Annotated in this window: 18 protein-coding genes and 3 pseudogenes; 7 read left to right on the top strand and 14 right to left on the bottom strand. The window is 56.0% G+C overall.

The window, feature by feature from the left end:
- The first annotated feature begins 5 nt into the window (after nucleotides 1-5).
- A complete protein-coding gene (locus tag ACU0FH_RS00315) occupies nucleotides 6-524 on the top strand; it encodes a DUF6634 family protein (protein ID WP_446192884.1) in 519 nt (172 codons plus the stop codon).
- Nucleotides 525-652: 128 nt separating this feature from the next.
- On the opposite strand, the pseudogene ACU0FH_RS00320 reads toward ACU0FH_RS00315, so the two are convergent.
- The 7 genes and pseudogenes from ACU0FH_RS00320 to rfbC all read right to left on the bottom strand — a co-directional run.
- A pseudogene (locus tag ACU0FH_RS00320) lies at nucleotides 653-814 on the bottom strand (IS3 family transposase); the annotation flags it as partial.
- Between the two features lie 39 nt (nucleotides 815-853).
- Nucleotides 854-1159, bottom strand: a pseudogene (locus ACU0FH_RS00325) (IS3 family transposase); the annotation flags it as partial.
- Nucleotides 1101-1235, bottom strand: coding sequence for a hypothetical protein (locus tag ACU0FH_RS00330; RefSeq protein ID WP_446192905.1), 135 nt, complete (start codon nucleotides 1233-1235; stop codon nucleotides 1101-1103). The gene ACU0FH_RS00330 and the pseudogene ACU0FH_RS00325, both read right to left, overlap by 59 nt.
- Before the next feature lie 251 nt (nucleotides 1236-1486).
- A complete protein-coding gene (rfbA, locus tag ACU0FH_RS00335) occupies nucleotides 1487-2368 on the bottom strand; it encodes a glucose-1-phosphate thymidylyltransferase RfbA (protein ID WP_340290528.1) in 882 nt (293 codons plus the stop codon).
- 6 nt (nucleotides 2369-2374) lie between these two features.
- Nucleotides 2375-3241, bottom strand: a complete 867-nt coding sequence (rfbD, locus tag ACU0FH_RS00340; RefSeq protein ID WP_446192885.1) for a dTDP-4-dehydrorhamnose reductase — start codon at nucleotides 3239-3241, stop codon at nucleotides 2375-2377.
- Nucleotides 3238-4275 (bottom strand): dTDP-glucose 4,6-dehydratase, encoded by a 1038-nt coding sequence (rfbB, locus tag ACU0FH_RS00345; RefSeq protein ID WP_446192886.1) that lies wholly within the window; start codon nucleotides 4273-4275, stop codon nucleotides 3238-3240. Before rfbB ends, rfbD begins: the two co-directional genes overlap by 4 nt.
- The gene (gene rfbC, locus ACU0FH_RS00350) at nucleotides 4276-4842 is read right to left on the bottom strand and encodes a dTDP-4-dehydrorhamnose 3,5-epimerase (RefSeq protein WP_446192903.1); all 567 of its coding nucleotides are present in this window, start codon (nucleotides 4840-4842) and stop codon (nucleotides 4276-4278) included.
- A gap of 799 nt (nucleotides 4843-5641) precedes the next feature.
- Between rfbC and ACU0FH_RS00355 the strand changes: the two genes are divergently transcribed.
- Complete coding sequence (locus ACU0FH_RS00355) at nucleotides 5642-6310, top strand: hypothetical protein (RefSeq protein ID WP_446192887.1); 669 nt, start codon at nucleotides 5642-5644, stop codon at nucleotides 6308-6310.
- A 258-nt stretch (nucleotides 6311-6568) separates the two neighbouring features.
- On the opposite strand, the gene ACU0FH_RS00360 is transcribed toward ACU0FH_RS00355, so the two are convergent.
- Both ACU0FH_RS00360 and ACU0FH_RS00365 read right to left on the bottom strand, forming a co-directional pair.
- Complete coding sequence (locus ACU0FH_RS00360) at nucleotides 6569-7528, bottom strand: hypothetical protein (RefSeq protein ID WP_446192888.1); 960 nt, start codon at nucleotides 7526-7528, stop codon at nucleotides 6569-6571.
- A 131-nt stretch (nucleotides 7529-7659) separates the two neighbouring features.
- On the bottom strand, nucleotides 7660-8130 hold the full coding sequence (locus ACU0FH_RS00365) for a hypothetical protein (RefSeq protein ID WP_446192889.1): 471 nt from the start codon (nucleotides 8128-8130) through the stop codon (nucleotides 7660-7662).
- A gap of 160 nt (nucleotides 8131-8290) precedes the next feature.
- On the opposite strand from ACU0FH_RS00365, the gene ACU0FH_RS00370 reads away from it, so the two are divergent.
- The 3 genes and pseudogenes from ACU0FH_RS00370 (at nucleotide 8291) to ACU0FH_RS00380 (ending at nucleotide 10228) form a co-directional block, all read left to right on the top strand.
- Nucleotides 8291-8413 carry a ribbon-helix-helix protein, CopG family gene (locus ACU0FH_RS00370; protein ID WP_446192904.1) on the top strand — a complete coding sequence of 41 codons (123 nt, stop codon included), beginning with the start codon at nucleotides 8291-8293 and terminating at the stop codon, nucleotides 8411-8413.
- A gap of 184 nt (nucleotides 8414-8597) precedes the next feature.
- Nucleotides 8598-8828, top strand: a complete 231-nt coding sequence (locus tag ACU0FH_RS00375; protein ID WP_446192890.1) for a hypothetical protein — start codon at nucleotides 8598-8600, stop codon at nucleotides 8826-8828.
- 94 nt (nucleotides 8829-8922) lie between these two features.
- Nucleotides 8923-10228, top strand: a pseudogene (locus tag ACU0FH_RS00380) (transposase).
- 173 nt (nucleotides 10229-10401) lie between these two features.
- Here the strand turns inward: ACU0FH_RS00380 and ACU0FH_RS00385 are convergent.
- The 5 genes from ACU0FH_RS00385 to ACU0FH_RS00405 all read right to left on the bottom strand — a co-directional run bounded on the left by ACU0FH_RS00385 (nucleotide 10402) and on the right by ACU0FH_RS00405 (nucleotide 14599).
- Nucleotides 10402-11634, bottom strand: coding sequence for an RNA polymerase sigma factor (locus ACU0FH_RS00385; protein ID WP_446192891.1), 1233 nt, complete (start codon nucleotides 11632-11634; stop codon nucleotides 10402-10404).
- A gap of 4 nt (nucleotides 11635-11638) precedes the next feature.
- Entirely contained in the window at nucleotides 11639-12001 is a 363-nt protein-coding gene (locus tag ACU0FH_RS00390) for a YciI family protein (protein WP_446192892.1), read from the bottom strand.
- Nucleotides 12002-12007: 6 nt separating this feature from the next.
- Nucleotides 12008-12400: an MAPEG family protein gene (locus ACU0FH_RS00395; protein WP_446192893.1), complete on the bottom strand. Its 393-nt coding sequence runs from the start codon at nucleotides 12398-12400 to the stop codon at nucleotides 12008-12010.
- Between the two features lie 264 nt (nucleotides 12401-12664).
- A complete protein-coding gene (locus ACU0FH_RS00400) occupies nucleotides 12665-12973 on the bottom strand; it encodes a nucleotidyltransferase domain-containing protein (RefSeq protein WP_446192894.1) in 309 nt (102 codons plus the stop codon).
- Between the two features lie 1311 nt (nucleotides 12974-14284).
- Nucleotides 14285-14599, bottom strand: coding sequence for a hypothetical protein (locus ACU0FH_RS00405; RefSeq protein ID WP_446192895.1), 315 nt, complete (start codon nucleotides 14597-14599; stop codon nucleotides 14285-14287).
- A 1121-nt stretch (nucleotides 14600-15720) separates the two neighbouring features.
- Here ACU0FH_RS00405 and ACU0FH_RS00410 point away from each other — a divergent pair.
- Nucleotides 15721-16062, top strand: a complete 342-nt coding sequence (locus ACU0FH_RS00410) for a plasmid mobilization protein (RefSeq protein ID WP_446192896.1) — start codon at nucleotides 15721-15723, stop codon at nucleotides 16060-16062.
- Nucleotides 16056-17852: a hypothetical protein gene (locus tag ACU0FH_RS00415; RefSeq protein ID WP_446192897.1), complete on the top strand. Its 1797-nt coding sequence runs from the start codon at nucleotides 16056-16058 to the stop codon at nucleotides 17850-17852. Before ACU0FH_RS00410 ends, ACU0FH_RS00415 begins: the two co-directional genes overlap by 7 nt.
- Nucleotides 17853-18073: the final 221 nt, after the last annotated feature.

Genomic DNA, 18073 nt, shown 5'->3' on the forward strand with positions numbered 1-18073 from the left:
AGGAAATGAACATGCACGCAGCCGCTAGCCTCCGGGCTTTTATTGAACTTCATCTAACCGCGTTTCGGGCGGTGATTGCCGGCACTGATCCAGAAGGCACGGATATGGATGCACCGAGGCTCGAAGAATGGACGCCTGTCTTGCGCGGTGCCCAGTTGTCGCTGGCAGGAAATGTGGAAGGCCATCCGGCGCTCGGAAAGACGCAGATTGTCACGTCACCGTTGATCCATGTTTCTGAGGGCGACCAATGGGCGCGTACGCTTTCGCGCTGGTACCGTCTCGGAGCGCCGCTTGCGACAGATACCGCGAATGCTTTTCCAGAAACCGCGGTTGCGGGGTACTGCGCAATATTGGCACCCGATGTACTTAGTGTTCCTTTGCATTTTGCCAGGCGTCTTACCGATAAGCGTCCAGTTCGAATGGCAAAACAGGCCTTCGAACTAGGATTCGATGATCTGGTTCCGGCGCTGACCCTGGTGGCAAGAACATGGCCGACGAACGGTGATGAAAAAGTCTTTAGATAACAGGATCCTATCTTGGTCAGAAAATTGTTCAAAAATAATCTCTAAGTTTTTTCGCGACCTCCTCGTACCTCCATCCTTATGAGACGACGGCGTTCTGCCGCGTCTTAAAAATTCAATCGGCGGCCTCTGTTCGAGATCCGCCAGGCCAGAACCTTACGGGTGTGCCAGTCCATGATCGCCACCAGAGAGAGGAATCCACGCCGCATTGGCAGATAGGTGATGTCAGCGCACTAGACCTGATTGGGCCGATCCACGCGAAGGCCGCGCAAGTGAAAGGGATAAATCTTGTGTCCCTTCGCTGCCTTGCCAGTGTTGGGCTTCTGGTAAATCGCCATGAGGCCCATCAACCGCATCTGGCGTCTGATACGCTTCTCGTTGACCACGTGATCATCACTGCGCAGGTGCCATGTCATTTGTCGAACACCATAAAATGGCGTTTCCAGAAACTGCTTGTCGATCACGCGCATCAGGTCGAGGTTCATCTCGGTCTTGCCCTTCGGTTCATAGTAAAAGGACGACCACGAGATCGACAGCAGGGTACATTGTTTGCAGACAGAAAGACCTGGCAGGTTCGGTTCAATCATCCCGCGCCTCACTTGCAGTCCAGGGTTTGAGCTTGCTTGCCAAAAAACCATTGGCGACGGCCAACTCCCCGACCTTGGCGTGGAGGTATTTGACCGTCTCTTCGCCTTTCAGCGCTTCCAACGCCATCTAGGCCTAGGACTCTGGATAATGTTGCTTCCGGTTCGACATTCCTGATCTCCTTCGTGTTAAAGATCAGCAGACAGCAAATTGCAGCTTGAGTCAGTGTCCAAAGTTCGGGGGGTAGCTCAAATGCCCGTCGTACAATGCTCGCCTAATGATACGCAAATCGCCACGACAGCCCCTGTTGCTTAACCTGCCCGAATAGGTAAACTTCAAATTCCGCATGTCGTTCACGCTAGATAAAAGTTCGGCGAACGTTAGACTATTAAACCTTCCAAATACACCCCGTATTCATTACTTCGAAATTTTTTAGCTTGCTTTTCAAGAGTTTGCTTGCCGATCCAAGATTGATTATAAGCAATTTCATCCGGGCTTCCCGTCTGCAGCCCCTGCCGTGTCTCCAGCGTTCGCACAAAGTTCCCCGCGTCCAGCAAGCTCCCATGCGTTCCAGTGTCCAGCCACGCATAACCGCGCCCCATACGTTGAACGTTCAGCGATCCGTCATACAGATATGTCTCGAGCAACGTCGTGATCTCCAACTCTCCCCGTTCTGATGGCTTGACCGTCTTGGCCCGCTCTGACGCGGTGTTATCCAGAAAATACAGCCCCGTTACGGCATAATTCGAGGGTGGCACTTTAGGCTTCTCAATAATCTGTCGTGCTTGGCCATTCTCATCAAAGTCCACGACGCCATAGCGTTCAGGGTCCGAGACGCGGTAGCCAAAGACAGTGCCGCCAGTGGTTTGGGCGTCGGCTTGGGCGAGGATCTCGGGTAGGCCATGACCGAAGAATATGTTGTCCCCAAGCACCATCGCGGACGGCGCACCGTTGAGGAATTCTTCCGCCAAAATGTAAGCCTGAGCCAATCCATCAGGGCTTGGCTGGGTGACGTAGCTCAGTGAAATGCCCCATTGGCTGCCGTCGCCCAAAGCCCGCTTGAATTGGTCGGCATCTTGGGGCGTGGTGATGATCAGTATGTCCCGGATACCGCCCAGCATCAGCACGCTTAACGGATAATAGATCATTGGCTTGTCATAGATCGGCAGCAGCTGCTTCGACACGGCGATCGTGATCGGATAAAGCCGCGTGCCGGAGCCGCCAGCGAGGATGATACCTTTGCGTTTGGGCGTCTGGGTCATGGGAAATCAGTCCTTGGGAAAATCAAGTTGGGTCAAAATATGGGCAAGGCTCTCGCGCCAGTCGGGGCGGGAAATGCCAAAGGCAATTTCGGTCGCGGTGCAATCCAGCCGCGAGTTCAGGGGGCGTTTTGCGGGGGTAGGGTAGTCGGACGACGGGATATCAGTGACAGTGCAGGGGATCTTGGCGGCGTCGGAAATCGCGCGGGCGAAATCCGCCCAGCTGGTGTCGGGCGCGCCCGAGAAATGGTAAATGCCCGATTTTCCGGGCTGTGAGATGAGGGTTTTGGCGATTGTCACACAGGCCTGTGCAATCTCTCTAGCGCCTGTGGGACCGCCGATCTGATCGGCGACGATGGTTAATGCCTCGCGTTCCGCCCCAAGGCGCAGCATGGTTTTGACGAAGTTATTGCCATGGGCCGACACGACCCAAGAGGTGCGCAGCACAGCGTAGCGCCCGCCTGCCTTTACAACTGCGACCTCTCCGTCACGTTTGATGCGGCCGTAGACGCTTTGCGGATCGGTCGGGTCGGCGGGTGCCCAAGGCGTGTTGCCCGCGCCGGAAAACACATAATCTGTCGAGATAGAGACGAAAGGAATATCGCGCGCGGCACAGGCGCGGGCCATGGCGGCGGGGGCATCGGCGTTGATGACCTGCGCCGTTTCCGCACCGCTTTCGGCCTTATCCACGGCGGTGTAAGCGGCGGCGTTGATCACGGCGTCAGGCGCGTGGGCGTTGATCGCAGCAGCGCAGGCGGCGGGGTCGGTTAAGTCCGCATCGGCGCGGGCGAGGGCGGTGATCTGGACGTCATCGCCGTCCAGCGCGCGCAGTTCCGCGGCGACCTGGCCGCTGTGACCGAAGACGAGGATCTTCATGCCTTACCCAATCGCTCGCCAACGCCCTGGCGATTTTGCAGCGCGCGCCACCAGTCCTTATTCTCAAGGTACCAATCCACGGTGCGCGCCAGCCCTTCTTCCACCGTGACCGAGGGCCGCCAGCCGAGCTCGGTCCGGATACGCGTCGGATCAATAGCATAGCGTTGATCATGGCCGGGGCGGTCGGCGACGAAGGTGATCAGGTCGGCATGGGGTGCGCCTTTGGGGTGGCGGTCGTCCAGCAGGGCGCAGATCATTTTGACCAGCTCAAGATTGCTGACCTCATTCTCACCCCCGATGTTATAGCTGCGGCCCAATGTGCCTTTGGTCAGCACGGTCAGCAGCGCATCGGCGTGGTCTTCGACAAACAGCCAGTCTCGTACGTTCGCGCCATCGCCATATACCGGAATCGGCTCGCCGGCGAGCGCTTTGAGGATGACGACGGGCACCAGTTTCTCGGGGAAGTGGTAGGGCCCGTAATTATTGCTGCAATTTGTCAGCACTATTGGCAGTCCATAAGTCTCGCCCCAAGCGCGCACCAGATGATCGCTCGCAGCTTTCGAGGCGGAGTAGGGGCTGCGCGGGTCATAAGGCGTATCTTCGGTAAACTGCCCCGTGGGCCCGAGGGAGCCATAGACCTCATCAGTAGAGATATGGTGAAAGCGGAATTCGTCGGGCTTGCCTACCCCTTGCCAGTAGGCGCGCGCGGCCTCCAGCAACGTATAGGTGCCGGTGACATTGGTCTGAATAAACGCCCCAGGCCCGTCGATGGAACGGTCCACATGACTCTCGGCCGCGAGATGCATCACCGCGTCGGGCTTATATGTTGCAAAGATTCTATCCAACGCCTCCCGATCACAAATATCCGCCTTCTCAAACGCATAAAGCGGGCTGTCCGCCACGCTCGCCACATTCTCAAGACACGCCGCATAGGTCAGCGCGTCAAGGTTCACCACGCTATGTCCCTTTGCAATCGCCAACCGCACCACTGCCGACCCGATAAACCCCGCGGCGCCCGTCACTAATAGCTTCATCTATACACCCTCGAACGTGAATGGACTGTTAAGATCAGCCAAAGAAGGTGCATTTGCGTCCTTGTCCGACAAAACCGGCGACATATCACCCAGACCCCATTCAATTCCGACCTGAGGATCGTCCCAAGCGACAGCACCTTCGGTTTCCTGCGCATAATAATCCGAACATTTGTAGATAATTTCAGTCTCGGGCGCGCGTGTCACAAACCCATGCGCGAAGCCTGCTGGCACCAGCATTTGTTTTCCGTTCTCGAAGCTCAGTTCAGCACCAAACCACTGTCCGTAGGTCGGCGACCCCTTGCGGATATCAACTGCCACGTCAAAGAGAGCGCCTCGACCGCAGCGCACAAGCTTGTCCTGCGCATGGGGCGGGGCCTGGAAATGCAGCCCTCGAATGGTGCCTTTGGTCATGGACAGGGAGTGATTATCTTGGACGAATTGCGTGGTGATACCGTGTTCGGCGAGGGCTTTGGCGCTGTAGCTTTCGGAGAAGAATCCGCGGTGATCGCCGAAGCGGGCGGGGGTGATTACGACGACGCCGGGGAGCGGGGTTTGTTCGATTTTCATCTGTGAACCTGCGGTGGAGCCCATTTTCATATTTATCCCTTTACGCCAATTAATACCGGTCCGTTTTTGGGGGGTCACAGATCAGTAGAACACTAGCCCTCTTGTCGTGGTCATTCCTAGTCCTAGTCCGCTGGTTTTGTGATCACATTACATTATCTCACCCTTGATATCTTTGCGAATTTTTTGATCGTACAGCAGATGCCCATGACATTTTGGTCGAAATTTCCCTACTTTCCCCCAAAATCGGCCCGAATAATGTAAAATATCTTTATATATCAACGGTGTAACGCTGTAACAGGTGCGTTACGGGTTTTGTTACGCCCTTAAGCTTATGAAATCATTGGTAAATATATATATAATGATATCTGTAACAGAAATATAGAAAAAGTGTACATATGAGTCAGACATATCTCCTCTGGTCGTTGTCTCTATATAAAGACATATGTTTTTGTTACGCGTTACGCTACTTAAGTCATTGATATTGTTGAATATGCTTGTAACAGAGGGGCTATTTCGGCGATTTTTGGTGAACCCGTCGAAATTACATAAATGATTTCAATGTGTTATCTGTAACAGAGGGCGCAACACGAGCTTTGGCCGAGTTGAGCCGGTGGTGCTACCTAACCAACTTGACGATGCGTGCCTACCGCAGTGGCAGGTCAACGCGGTAGGTTTAGCCCGGTGAGTGTTTGCCAGCGATCATGCTGTACTTGGTCCGGTTATCCACAATTATCGAGTGCCGACGTATATGTGGTTTCGCGTTGATGGTCTAAACTGATGGGGAGAACAGGAGCCCCTCATGCATACACCCTTCAAAACCGTGGCACATCACGTCAACGCCAATCCAGCCATCTATGTCGGCCATGCGCTGTGGTCTCGGGCCGTGCCATCTAGTGAGCGGATGAGGGTCTCAAATTTGTTGTTGGACGTGCGCGACCCTTTGTTTGCGTTCGGGTCCAACGTGCTGGATTATTACCGCGCGCGGCAGGGCGCACAGGTTTGCCGTGGCATGGCGAGTGGCGACCGGTTGATCAAGTCCATTGACGCGACCACTGCGCAATTTGCTACTCTGAATACTCGCAGCTTCAACGACCCGCGATATTTCTGGACGCGGAACGCGATTTCACGGGGTGCAAATCTTAAGACGCCGGGACAGGCGCAAATGTCCGAGCGCCTTGCGATCCTTGATATGCCCGGTGCGCGGTTGATCATGATGTCGTTGCTGATGGCTGCCGACAAGTATTCCAAAAAGCTCATCGGTCTTATGTCCTTCGACCAACCCTATGCGTTGTTCCAGAGCCTTCCGCGCGCCCACCGGGTCTTCGGGTGGGTCTTTCCGGCACTGGAAAACACAGGCGTCGATCTCACCCGGTTTTTTGATGACATGTCCAAACTTAAGCCCGCGCAGATTTTTCCGGTAAAGCACGCCTCCGCTCGTCTAGTGCCCGTGCTGAAGTTGGCATCTTAGCTGGCGGGCAGGTACATTGATTATCCTGCAAGAGGCCTTGTAGATGCTCCGAGAGCAGCTGCCGTTCAGTTAGCAGAGCCTCTGCCAGATTGATGACGAGAGGGTGCTGCATTTCGATGATCTCGGCGGCTTTGATTTAAGCTGCTTGAAGCAAGGGCTCGATTTTGTCAGTCGCACTGGCGGGCAGGGCTGGGGGGCATAGATAGGGTCCACCAGATGAAGAGAGGGAGGCCGCAGGACTGCAGCCTCCGCGCGCGCTCAGGAAGCGATGGCGTCATGGATGCGCGGGTCCCAGCCGTTCTCGACAGCATCGAGAAGCGCTTCGATATATGGTTTCCCGTGGCGGTGATAAATCTCGCTGGTCGTGCGGAGGTGAGCACGGAAGAGCTCAGGCGGTACGACCAGATCGGGGCGGTTGCGGCGGATGTGGCTGTGGAGCGCTTTTTCCAAGCAGATCGCGCGGTGACCCGTCTCAATATCGATCTTGCGCAGAACCGAGCCGCATGTCTGCGCGGGGTCAATTTGGATCTGTCGCATGCGGCACTCAGAGTTGCTGCTGTACCCGAGCTTAATCACTTGCAAATTCGGGATTGCGAAGGCGAGGATGTAGATCTCACTCGGCTTCGAGGACCAGGTTTCGCCGCATCCGGCGCAGTCGAGGTCACCGTTCCGCATGTTCACGACAGCCACATCTTGATCATGCCCGCAAGTGTGTTGGTAGTTGCGATAGTTCGGCCCTTTCCGAGCAGCGTTGCCCATCAGCGTCCAGCTATGACATTGCGCTTCCTCCGCATAGCGTTCTTCGGTGCAAATCGAACAGCTTGCTTTGTGACCGCCGGCAGCGGCGGTTTCAATGCGATGGTATTGACGCCGATCGACATGGCCGCAGTCGAGTTCGAAAAGTCCGTAGTGCCGATCGCCATCAGGATCTGCGCCAATCAGTGTAGCACCAATGGACTGCGCTGCCGCGGCACGACGCGTGTGAATACAGTGTGGACATTCGGGTTTGTGGCCGAGCACAACGCTGACGCGTTTTAATGTAGCTGTCCCGCAGGACTGGCACCCCAGCACCACGTGCAACCGATCTTTTGCGCGGCCGAGCAAGGTAAAGCCATTCCGCATGGCGGCTTTTTTCCAATGATCCAGGCTTGCACCGGCGAAGATGTGGTGGACGTCACCATCGATCGGGAAAGGGTACGTAACTTTACTAAGTGGCATTGATAAAACTCCGTGAAAAGGCACGCCCTCTGGCACAGTGCTTGGCGCGCTGTGTGCGAGTATGCGTAAAAGTTGGAAAACCTGCGCCCTAATGCTCTTGTTCGAGAACATTGGTGCTGGATGGCTGGCCGTTAAACGGCGCGCTGCGCTGAGATCAGCGCGTGATTGGCGTAGTGGGCCTCAAGCAAACAGAATGCTTCGTCCACGAGAGCCAGAAGGCCAGACCGGGAGCCTTTTTGCTTGTTGGCAAGTGCCAGCATCTCCGTTGAGCAACACATCAGATCGCAGCTGCTCGGCAGTTCGCCCGGGCAGGTTTTGAGTAAGATTTCGACCGCGGCGCGCAGGTCGGGGTCGACAGTGCGCATATCGCGTAAGACAAGCAAAGATACGGTGCAAGCGCTCCAGGCCGATGCAGCCGCATGCCCAAGATCTGCCGCCGCTTGCGTGCCGCGTTTCTGCCCAGCCTCATGGAAAACCCAATCAGCCCGGAGAGCGGCGAAATAGAGGTCCAGGAGCTTGCGAAACTCCAAGCGGTCAAGCCGGGTCATGCGATTAATCGGTTCAGGTGCCGCATGACGGATGGTAGGTGTTTGAGCAGCCATTGTGATCTCCTTACGATCATTGTGGTTAGCGTCGGCGTTGGAGTTGCAGCTCCGGTGCCGACGTGTATATATATGATACTAAGAAATCATGACGTCAATAGGTAATATTATGAAATCACGCGGGCGACCCAAAGTCGACACACAGCCGATTATGGTTCGGATGCCGACTGAACTGATAGAAGCCTTGGATGAAGCGCGCCGGGGTGAAGAGGATCTGCCCACCCGACCAGAGCTGATACGGCGTATCGTAGAGGCGTGGGCCGACGGCAGGCGCGGCCAGTAACGGTGGTCCATAACGTCAGCGATGACATGAGCGCTCAGGTCAGCGCTGATGTTGATTGGCCTGCGGATGTGCCTGTGGATGTCATTCAATGCACCGCGCATGGGCGGTAGAGCGATTGGCGGCGCGGCGTTTGATTACGCTTGAAGCAAGCACAAGGTAAAAAGATCTCAAGGAGCTGGCAAAAATGGGCAGAGTAGAAAAACCCGAAGACAACGCCAGTGGGCGGAAACAGAGCGGGCCACCAACGGTTTTAAAGCTTCATGCCAGTCATACTGTGCTCAAAAAGATATCAACTGCGTTACGGGTCCGTATCGAGCTGAGCATGGATAAACTTGGTCCATATGTTGTCATTGATGGCGTGACGTCAGCAGAAGTGTTGATTATTTCGCAGATATTAGCGGCAAAGCAGGGTTAGGTTCTGGCAGTCCGGGCGTATTGTGTTGAAAAACTCTTTCTTGATCGAGAGCTGAACTGCTGATTCAATTCCTATATTGAGGGGAGGACTGGCGATGATGGGACCGAGGCAGGAAGCGCAACCGGCGCTGTTTTACGAGTTCTCGCTTGAGGATCATATTCCCATGGATCACCTGCTTCGATCCATTGATCGGTTCGTTGACCTGAGCAGCATCCGCGCCCACCTTGCGGATTTCTACAGCCATACCGGCCGCCCGTCGGTCGATCCCGAGCTGCTGATCCGGATGTTGCTGGTCGGCTATTGCTTCGGCATTCGCTCTGAGCGACGGCTCTGCGAAGAGGTGCATCTGAACCTCGCGTATCGCTGGTTCTGCCGCCTCGACCTGAGCGACCGGGTCCCGGATCACTCGACGTTTTCCAAGAACCGGCATGGGCGTTTTCGGGACAGCGAACTGCTGCGCCACCTGTTTGAGACGACTGTCGCGCGCTGCATCGCCGAAGGAAGACTGGGACACAACGCACATTGATCCGGCTGATGCGCCCCGCGCCGTGCGCGAGTATCTCGACACGCTGGATAAGGCTGCATTTGGCGCGGCCAGCGAGGTGCAGCCCAAGTTCACCTCGCATTCTGATCCCGCCAGTCAGTGGACAGCAGCCCGCAAGGGGCCTGCTTTCTTCAGCTATTCCGACAATTACCTGATCGACACCGATCACGGGGTGATCGTCGACGTGGAAGCGACCAGATCAATCCGACAGGCAGAAGTCGGGTCGACCAAGACCATGCTGGATCGGGTGAAGGAACAGTTCGACCTGCATCCTGAGCGGCTGATTGCGGACACCGCCTATGGCACCGGGCCGCTTCTGGGCTGGCTGGTCGATCGTAAGATTGCACCGCATATCCCGGTCTTCGACAAGTCCGGTCGCAACGATGGCACCTGGACCCGGGCGGACTTCGCGTGGAATGCAGAAAACGATCAATACATCTGCCCCGAAGGACACGAGCTGAAGCAGTTCCGCCGGAATTATTCCGACCCGAACCGAGGGCCGACGGGCAAGGGCGTCGCAAAATATCGTTGCCTGAAGCTCACATGCCAAGCCTGCCCCTCGAAGTCACGCTGCTGCCCCAACGCCGACTTTCGGTCCATCACCCGCGAAGAACACGAAGATGCCCGCCAGGTCGCCCGCGACATCGCCAAGACCAGGCAATACGCCATCTCAATGCGCCTGCGCAAAAAGGTCGAGATGCTCTTCGCGCACCTCAAACGCATCCTCGGCCTCGGCCGCCTCCGATTACGTGGTCCATGCGGCGCAAATGACGAATTTCTACTCGCCGCAACCGCCCAGAACCTCCGAAAACTGGCCAAAATCTTTCCTGCACCGCAGCAAACGCGAAAAGCGTGATAAGAAAGGCGCTTACGCCAAATTCAGGACAGCTATTTCTGCGCTCGCGAACAGGTGTTTTTCCACAGAATCGGCTCGAAGCCCGCCTTCGCTGCAACTGCCCTGAATGACCGAACAGAAGCGCGCTTCTGGTGACGTCCCGTCTCAATTGCCGCGTCGGGTTGCCTCTGCAGTCAACGAACCTCGTTCAGGCGCCTCCTGAGAAACAGGGCGTCGGCGTCCGTTGTCGCTCTTTCGATGGCTTGACCGTAAGCCTCTCGCGCAGCGTCGACGTTCCCGGATCTGGCAAGCAGGTCTGCCCGGGCGGCGTGCCAGGGCTGGTAGTCCGACAACGCCTCTTTGAGGTCTTCTATCAATGACAGCCCACGTGTCAGGTCACCGGCGCGCGCGATCGCAACGGCCCCGTTCAAACCCACGACCGGTGTGGGCTCGAACCGCCACAAAGCTGCGTAGAGTGCCGAGATCTGCGGCCAATCCGGCCCGGGATGCGACATGTGACAATCTGCAATGGCCGCCTTGATCTGGAACGGCCCCGGAGCGCGCCGGCGCACAGCTGTTTCCAGAAGGTGCCGACCTTCGGCTATCTTTTGAGCATCCCATAACCCGCGATCCTGTTCATCGGGAGGCAAGCTTGCTCCGTCGGGTGATACCCTCGCGAAACGACGCGCCCCAATCAGCAGGATCATTGCCAGCGCCCCTTCCATCTCTGGATCATCAGGGCGGAGTTGATTGATCAGACGCGCCAGAAACTCTGCCTCGTGGCACAGATCGCACGTCTCATCGGGACGGTTGACGTAGCCCGTTGTGAAAATCAGGTAGACCGCCGTCAAAACGGCATTCAGGCGCTCCGCCCATTGATCGGGACCGGGGATGGCGAACGGAATACCGGTCGCCGCAATCTTGGCCTTGGCACGGGACAGGCGCTGACCCATAGTGGTGTCCGCGTCAAGGAACGCCCGTGCGATCTCGGCTGTTGTCAAGCCGCATACCGTTCGCAGTGTGAGGGCAACGCGCGACTTTGGCTCAAGCGCGGGGTGGCAACAGGCGAAGATCAGGCGCAGGCGTTCATCCGGGATGAAGTCTGGGTCAGGCATCAGGTCGTCGCTGGTCAGAAGGGCCAATGCCTCTGTTATCCGCGTATGGCGCGACTTCTTCCGCAACCTGTCTATCGCCTTCCGCTGCGCAACCTTCAACAACCAGCCTGCAGGCGAGGCAGGCGGACCGTTTTGCCCCCAATGGGACAGGGCCGAAACGGCGGCCTCCTGCAGGACATCTTCGGCAAGGGTGATGTCGCGCAGGCCTGCCGACAGAATGGCCACAAGCCTGCTCCGATCCGTCTGCATGGTGCGGTCAAGCAAGGCCGCCGCCGCCATGGCATGGGCCGGTCCGGGAATGGCCTGCGGCATCCGTTCAGCCCGCCGGGTTGTAGTCCATGAGGGGGCGGACTTCGATGGTGCCGAAATTGGCCGACGGGATCAACGCAGCATAGGTCAATGCGGCGTCGAGGTCGGGCGCGTCGATGACGTAATAGCCCCCGAGATATTCGCGCGTTTCGGCAAAGGGGCCATCCATCGTCTCCACCTTGCCGGCCTTTCGACGCAGCGAAGTGGCGGTTTCGACACCCTGCAAAGCTTCACCATCGATCAGAACGCCACCCGATTTCATTCGTTCGTTGGCGGCGAAATACCCCTTCATGAACTGGTCGAATTCGGGCGTGCCATACTTGGGCTGTTGGGCGGGATCATTGTAGATCAAAAGCATGTATTTCATCATGAACTCTCAGAATGCAAGGGCTTGAAAGGCGATGCCGACCATGGCGATCAAGGCGGCGGTGATATTGGTTCCATTGCCGATATAGCGAAGCGGATGACCGGCGTTGTCAATGGCGAGCCCGAAGGGGTGGGCGATGCGGCCCAGGATCAGCAATACACCGGCAGCATGCAGCCACGGTGACGCAACGCCCGCCCCTTCGGCCAGGATCATAAGGATAAGCACAAAACTGCACCACTCGGCGCAGTTTCCATGCTGACGGATGCGTTGCAGCAGAAGCGCATTGCCGCCTTCGCCAATTGATATGCCGGTTTTGCCACGGAGCGCTGACACGCGTATAAAGAGGACAAGGTAGATGACGGCAGCGGCCAACGCGTAGAGCGGGGTGATCGTGAAGACCATGGGAGGTCCTTTCTGTTAGGGTTTCGATACCCTTAGGACGCTCGGGCCGGGTGGATTTCGACATGCGCTTCAAACTTTCTGTTCAATCGCGGACAAAGCTCGGCGGTTTTCGACGGTGATCTCGATAAAAGGAGACGCTCAACGGATTTGCCTCGAAGATCCGCTAAAGCCCGTTCGCGCCGTGTCAGCCAGACCTCCCTCAGCGTTGAGCTTGGCAGCTTCGTGTGCGTTATGCTTGCACCGGACATCACACCAAGTTTTGTGTCAGGTACCAAGGAATGTCTTTAAGTCTGACTGCGTTAGATCTTCTACAAACAACAGATCTACCGGGATATCGCCCGAAACCCTGCGGACGATACGATCGACAGAAGATCTGGAGATGCCGCTATTCCCCAGCTTAACGATGACATCGATGTCAGAATGAGCTGAGAAGCCTCCTGTTGCCAGCGATCCAAATAGAGTCAGCTCTAGGTCAAGCGCTTCGAGTTCTGACTTGATCGCATGCCACGCCGCCAGTGCCACTTCGCGACGGACGGCAGCTCGGCTGCGGATGATATCAGCGTCACGGGTCATTCATTTCCCTTAAATGATATCAGAGTATGAACAGCGCTGCTGCTGCTATTTCCGCGATGGTTTGCTCGGTCATGCTACTCGGTGGGTGATCGCCACCATCGTGCAAGGCTATGATGAAGTTACAATAGTTGATCACTTCCCTACCAATCTTGACACATTCCGACCTGCGCGGTCTGGATTAATCTGAAAAACGAATGAGGTGCCCTTGCGACAGCGCGATACGTCGATCTGATGGAGGAGGCTGAAACTCCGTCCGCATTGCGCGAGACTTACCCCCCCCGCAATACTATATTGCGAATTTTTCCTTGCGGGCCAAAGCTGAACAGTTTTGACGAGTGCTGTTGCATAAGTCCACCTGCGCGAAGTTTCCCTGCAAAAGGTTCAAATAGTCAGTTCTGACTTCAGCACTGACCTGAATTCTGAGGTCAGCACTGACAGGAAGTTAATTCTTCACCTGCACGGGTGTTCTTTCAGCCACCGGAGCCTTCAGCCCTAGGGTAAATGGAATGCTTTGACGATCGAGGCGGCTCAAAACCTCACGTAAAGCATTTCTGGCGCAGTGGTGACGTAAAGCCTTCCATGATGCGAAGTAAGCGATGGAGGCTGCCTCATCGAAATTAGGTCTGTGAACGCGTAGACTGCGGTTGGGCAAACAGGCCAATGGTGCCGCCGAGAACGCACCTCTCCTTACCGACATGGAAACTTAGAAATCACTGGGGCAGGAATGGCAAGCAACGCGACTTGATACAGCCACACGAGAATCTGGGCATTTGGGAGTGCCGAAATGGTGCTCAGAGCCGGACAGATCGTTGCAACCGTTCAGCCGAAATCAACAAATGATTGACGATGGAACTTAGTAGGAATGGGCGGATTCGAACCGCCGCGCTGACGCTAATCTGGCATCTAAAAGGGTGTATAAGTCCCGTTGCGCACCATGCCACTCCCGAAAATCGAAGCTAAGTTCAGCTCGATATTCGGAAAAAGAATGTAATGTGGCATGCAGTGGTCATGCTCTGGACTTTGCCAAAGCTGAACTGTTCGGTCAAGCGCAACCTAGGGTGGATTTGCGCCCGTATACGTAGCGATGATGATAGGCCTCGAAGTAACCATATCATGCATGCAGATCAGCCGTTTCGGATAGGTGCGCTCACTGCGGTATCTAGGTTAGCGCCGATCGAACTGACGCTGACGAGCCCTAGGTAGAGCGTCGGTTGATGATACCAGGCGTGGCAGTGAGTATCTCACTTCGCCAATGTCGCCATGCCGAGACGATGTACGTATGGTGAGCAAGGCGGGGTACAAAGAGAAACCCTAGCCAAAATCGAAACCCAACTGCCTCGGATCGGACTTTGAGATGCGTTTGCGTTTCCTGACGGGCGGTGTCGCGCTGAGATGCTGCTGAGCGCGTGTCTGCGCGTAGTGCAAACAGAGCTTATAGGTGCGTGTTTCGACGAGCCATTTAATGTCTGCGAGGTCGTCTTTGGGTACCCAGAGATTTGAGCGTACAAACCCCGCTTCGCGTTTCCTCGCATCATAGGCACGCGAGGTTTCCGCGCTCTCCTTGCGCTCGGCTTTCGAGCGGCGACGTTTGGACTTGGTATCGTGTGGCATAGGCGTATTCGGCATCTTGTGCCGGCTCCTTATTGTTGTGTCTAAGGAGCAGGTACGCGCTGGTTTTGCGTTGGATAGGTTTGAAGGCCGTCTCTTATGTGGATAACTTTTCGGGCGGCTCTACTGGACCTGAGCCACGTGTGAGCGCCCGCCAGCGAAGCACATCCGGATATTCGCTGCCGTCAAGAATGCTGTCTCCATTGCTTCAATAATACATGATGTTGGCGGCACTTTCTGACGCCAGCACCTAAGGGTCCAAATCCATGACGACGGACAGCACCGAACAAGCCGCACCTCATACTTGGGTTTGGACGTGAACGCGCTGATCAAGTATAATTTGATATCACGAAATAAATTAGAGCGAGAGAGTGCCTACTACGATATCAGATCGACATCGGCGGTTTACCCGGTGCCGGCATTCAGCACCAATCTCCAGTCGTTGAGAGACAGCCCACCATATCACGATGTCACAACCTAGCCTGAAGCTGCTCTCGATAATGGCTGCCACATTATCTGGTACGGTGCCAAAAACCTTGGAACTTCAGAACCATTTCACAGGATCTCGAACCCAGATCGCGACGTGATACCTATTGTCCGAAGATGCCCCGATTATATATTTGCCCGCCAAATACTTAATGAACACCCGTGCTTTCCAAGCGAACGCGCTAAGAATGAAGGTGATCGGCCAACTCAACCTACCTCCAATTTTGCAACGGGTGCCAAACCAATCGCAGGCCCCTTTATAGAACTGAAGTCAAACTCTGTTCCATGGGTACCCGCAGGAGAAATTGCCAGACATTGCGGCAATGATCGACGTCTCTGAAAACTGCGATAACGGTCTAAGAATACAGGCCTTTGTAGGGTTTAAGCCTGTGCTCGACTTTACCGGGATATGAGGGCAGTCGGTATCTTGTCCGGAATGTTCACCACCCATTTTGATCGCAAGGCCGCAGCCCAACCCGACGTTACAAAGAGCCGCGGCGGCGGTGTTAGGCCCCTACCGATGTAAGGTTATCCACATCTCTTAGACGGCTCGACTATCTTTTTTATGCAGATCAGTTTTGCCGAAACATAACGTTTTAGGGAAGGCGTAGATCAAGGCCCCCTCGGTGGGCCCAAAACTGAGATGTGATGAGATGGCAAACCCGACCAACGTGAAACGGCAAGAACGACTTAAAGTGAATGTCACCGCAGGCGAAAAAGACGTGCTGACAAAGCGCGCGGATGAAGCCGGTCGGAGCCTGTCAGAATACCTGCGTCAGGCTGGACTGGGCCGCCGCCTTGGAGCATCGGCTGAGCATGTCATGCAGACCAATTCGGTGCTGGAGCAGGTGCTCGACATGCTCCAGCAAATTGCTGATCAGCTTGGCGAAAATGAAATCGATATGATGCTTGTTCTCATGCGGCTGCAACAGATTGAGCGCGTGATCCTGATGTTGGCACCGGTCGACTGTTCCGCGCGGTTTGCGCCATGCTGATCGGTTGGTCGCCTCATCAGGCCTCTGCAGATCCGGCGCAGCCCGCAGCTTATCTTCTTGACACAGAGGTCGTAAAGCCTGTCGGAATGCAGCCTGTCCGGGAAACAAGAACACCCGCTCCGGAGCTGCTGCTCGGGTTTCCGAGCGTGGTGCAAAATGCGATTGCAGCGCTGAAGTTCGAAGCCACATATCGCGTGGCGCTCTTGTCATTTGATCCGACAGAAGTTGACGTGGTGCAGTTTAACGCTGGCAATAAGAGGGTGCGCGGGTCGATCGCGGTGGCGATTGATCTATTCCTTGCACTGGCATTTGCCGGCGTTCCATCAAGGTGCCGCCCGCCGGTCTATGTCGGGACACATACGCATACGGGCCGTTTGGAGATCAACATCGCCATGCCGCGCTTTGTCTGGACAGAGACGGGGGAGCTACGGAGCTACAATCCGCATCCCCCGATGCGCGGCAGTCGCAATGCATTTGACGCTTTGGGTGATTTTTTGATCGCCCGGTTTGGCTGGTCTAACCCACGTGCGCTGGACCGTGCCGCGGGGGTGATGGGACCGGACTGGGCCGAAAAAAGAGTGGCCGCGGCAGCGCGTCATGGGGTCAAGTTCCACCCGGAAACGGCACCGAAGCTGTTTCTTCTGCAGGCTGCAAAAATCATCGCGGCGAGTGCTCATGTCCATGATCGCGTCGGGTTTCTGGAGATTTTTCGAGACGTGGTCGCAGCGACCGATTTCGAGTTCAGCATGGGGCAGGGGGGAGCGATCACTCTGGTCTCTCAAACAGACCCACATCCTTTTGTATTGCGTGGCACCCTTTTTGATCAAGTTGATGACGCCCCCACGGAAAGCGAACCGCCATCGTCCGCTCAATCTAGCCTTTCGGAAAGCTGGCGTCGCCGCGCGGCGTGGAACACCGCAGAATATTCACGTGGCGTTTGGGCCGAGCCTGAACCCAACTGGGCGCGACGGGTGGAAGCTCCAACGTTGGCCATTCCCTCTTGCCACCCTGACACTGCAAAACCGGTCGCCGAACCTCGCCGTTTTGCACGGCTTGCTGACAGGCTCGTGGCCGGATTGCGCCGCCTGCGCACGAGGTTCTCGGCCTTGGCCGGAAACCATCTGATCGGTTCCGTCATAGGCGACATCGACTTTGCCGCATTCCGCAACATCAAGAACAAACTGGAGACGATAAACTATGACACCAAAGTCGAGCAAATCAAAGAGTCTGGAGCTGTTGATGGAGGAGCTTTGCGTGCTGCTTCATCGCGTTTTGGGGAGCGAGGCCGGGACGGATATGGCGCTCAAGATACAAGAGCTCATCTCAGAGATGACGGGGATCAGGTTGGCAATGGAGCAGCACGCGGAGGTGTTGACCCAAGCAGCAGCGGAGATCAAAACAGCGCGCGTTCAGGCACAAAACCAGGAAGCGCTATTCGAAGAGGTGAAGATGATTTCCCGCGATATCGCCTGGATCAGAGCCCAGCTGTCCCAGAAACCCTTCGCGTCGTAGTTATCATAACGGCATTGTCCAATATCGCCCATGATGTTTTCCCAAGGTCTAAAGTCGAGATCAGCATGGGGTATCAGGGTGGTTTCAAGCTCACCGGACCAGACTGGGAGATCACGCTCTCCCGCGAGCGACAGGTGACGGGGGCAGGGCAGCTTTCCGTCGACAGCTACAGACTGTTCGTAGATGGGCTGACCGATTGGCTTGGCTTTGCTTCAATCGAGCTCGATGGGGTTGAAGTTGACGATGGCAGCTCACCGTGGAGCGAGGGTTTGGACTGACTTTACTCTCTCGGCCTATTGCGGTCCGATATGCTTGGAGACGTATCGCAAGGTTAACTTTACAAAGGCATTATCGGATTTGTTGTGAGCTTTGTGTATCTGGGCGGGCACATCGGTACGCTTTCTTCCGCGCGGTTTGGGGGCTACCTCGACCGATCCTCCGCTGCGTCCCTAAGACCCCCGTCATATGGGGTGGGCGTGTTCCGGTGCGCTGATCTAGT

It is taken from the genome of Heliomarina sp. (assembly GCF_052826185.1).

What these genes read in the sequence shown, in the direction of transcription:
- ACU0FH_RS00315 (WP_446192884.1), top strand. Translation starts at nt 6, where the DNA reads ATGAACATGCACGCAGCCGCTAGCCTCCGGGCTTTTATTGAACTTCAT.
- ACU0FH_RS00330 (WP_446192905.1), bottom strand. Translation starts at nt 1,235, where the DNA reads ATGGCGTTGGAAGCGCTGAAAGGCGAAGAGACGGTCAAATACCTCCAC.
- rfbA (WP_340290528.1), bottom strand. Translation starts at nt 2,368, where the DNA reads ATGACCCAGACGCCCAAACGCAAAGGTATCATCCTCGCTGGCGGCTCC.
- rfbD (WP_446192885.1), bottom strand. Translation starts at nt 3,241, where the DNA reads ATGAAGATCCTCGTCTTCGGTCACAGCGGCCAGGTCGCCGCGGAACTG.
- rfbB (WP_446192886.1), bottom strand. Translation starts at nt 4,275, where the DNA reads ATGAAGCTATTAGTGACGGGCGCCGCGGGGTTTATCGGGTCGGCAGTG.
- rfbC (WP_446192903.1), bottom strand. Translation starts at nt 4,842, where the DNA reads ATGAAAATCGAACAAACCCCGCTCCCCGGCGTCGTCGTAATCACCCCC.
- ACU0FH_RS00355 (WP_446192887.1), top strand. Translation starts at nt 5,642, where the DNA reads ATGCATACACCCTTCAAAACCGTGGCACATCACGTCAACGCCAATCCA.
- ACU0FH_RS00360 (WP_446192888.1), bottom strand. Translation starts at nt 7,528, where the DNA reads ATGCCACTTAGTAAAGTTACGTACCCTTTCCCGATCGATGGTGACGTC.
- ACU0FH_RS00365 (WP_446192889.1), bottom strand. Translation starts at nt 8,130, where the DNA reads ATGGCTGCTCAAACACCTACCATCCGTCATGCGGCACCTGAACCGATT.
- ACU0FH_RS00370 (WP_446192904.1), top strand. Translation starts at nt 8,291, where the DNA reads ATGCCGACTGAACTGATAGAAGCCTTGGATGAAGCGCGCCGGGGTGAA.
- ACU0FH_RS00375 (WP_446192890.1), top strand. Translation starts at nt 8,598, where the DNA reads ATGGGCAGAGTAGAAAAACCCGAAGACAACGCCAGTGGGCGGAAACAG.
- ACU0FH_RS00385 (WP_446192891.1), bottom strand. Translation starts at nt 11,634, where the DNA reads ATGCCGCAGGCCATTCCCGGACCGGCCCATGCCATGGCGGCGGCGGCC.
- ACU0FH_RS00390 (WP_446192892.1), bottom strand. Translation starts at nt 12,001, where the DNA reads ATGATGAAATACATGCTTTTGATCTACAATGATCCCGCCCAACAGCCC.
- ACU0FH_RS00395 (WP_446192893.1), bottom strand. Translation starts at nt 12,400, where the DNA reads ATGGTCTTCACGATCACCCCGCTCTACGCGTTGGCCGCTGCCGTCATC.
- ACU0FH_RS00400 (WP_446192894.1), bottom strand. Translation starts at nt 12,973, where the DNA reads ATGACCCGTGACGCTGATATCATCCGCAGCCGAGCTGCCGTCCGTCGC.
- ACU0FH_RS00405 (WP_446192895.1), bottom strand. Translation starts at nt 14,599, where the DNA reads ATGCCGAATACGCCTATGCCACACGATACCAAGTCCAAACGTCGCCGC.
- ACU0FH_RS00410 (WP_446192896.1), top strand. Translation starts at nt 15,721, where the DNA reads ATGGCAAACCCGACCAACGTGAAACGGCAAGAACGACTTAAAGTGAAT.
- ACU0FH_RS00415 (WP_446192897.1), top strand. Translation starts at nt 16,056, where the DNA reads ATGCTGATCGGTTGGTCGCCTCATCAGGCCTCTGCAGATCCGGCGCAG.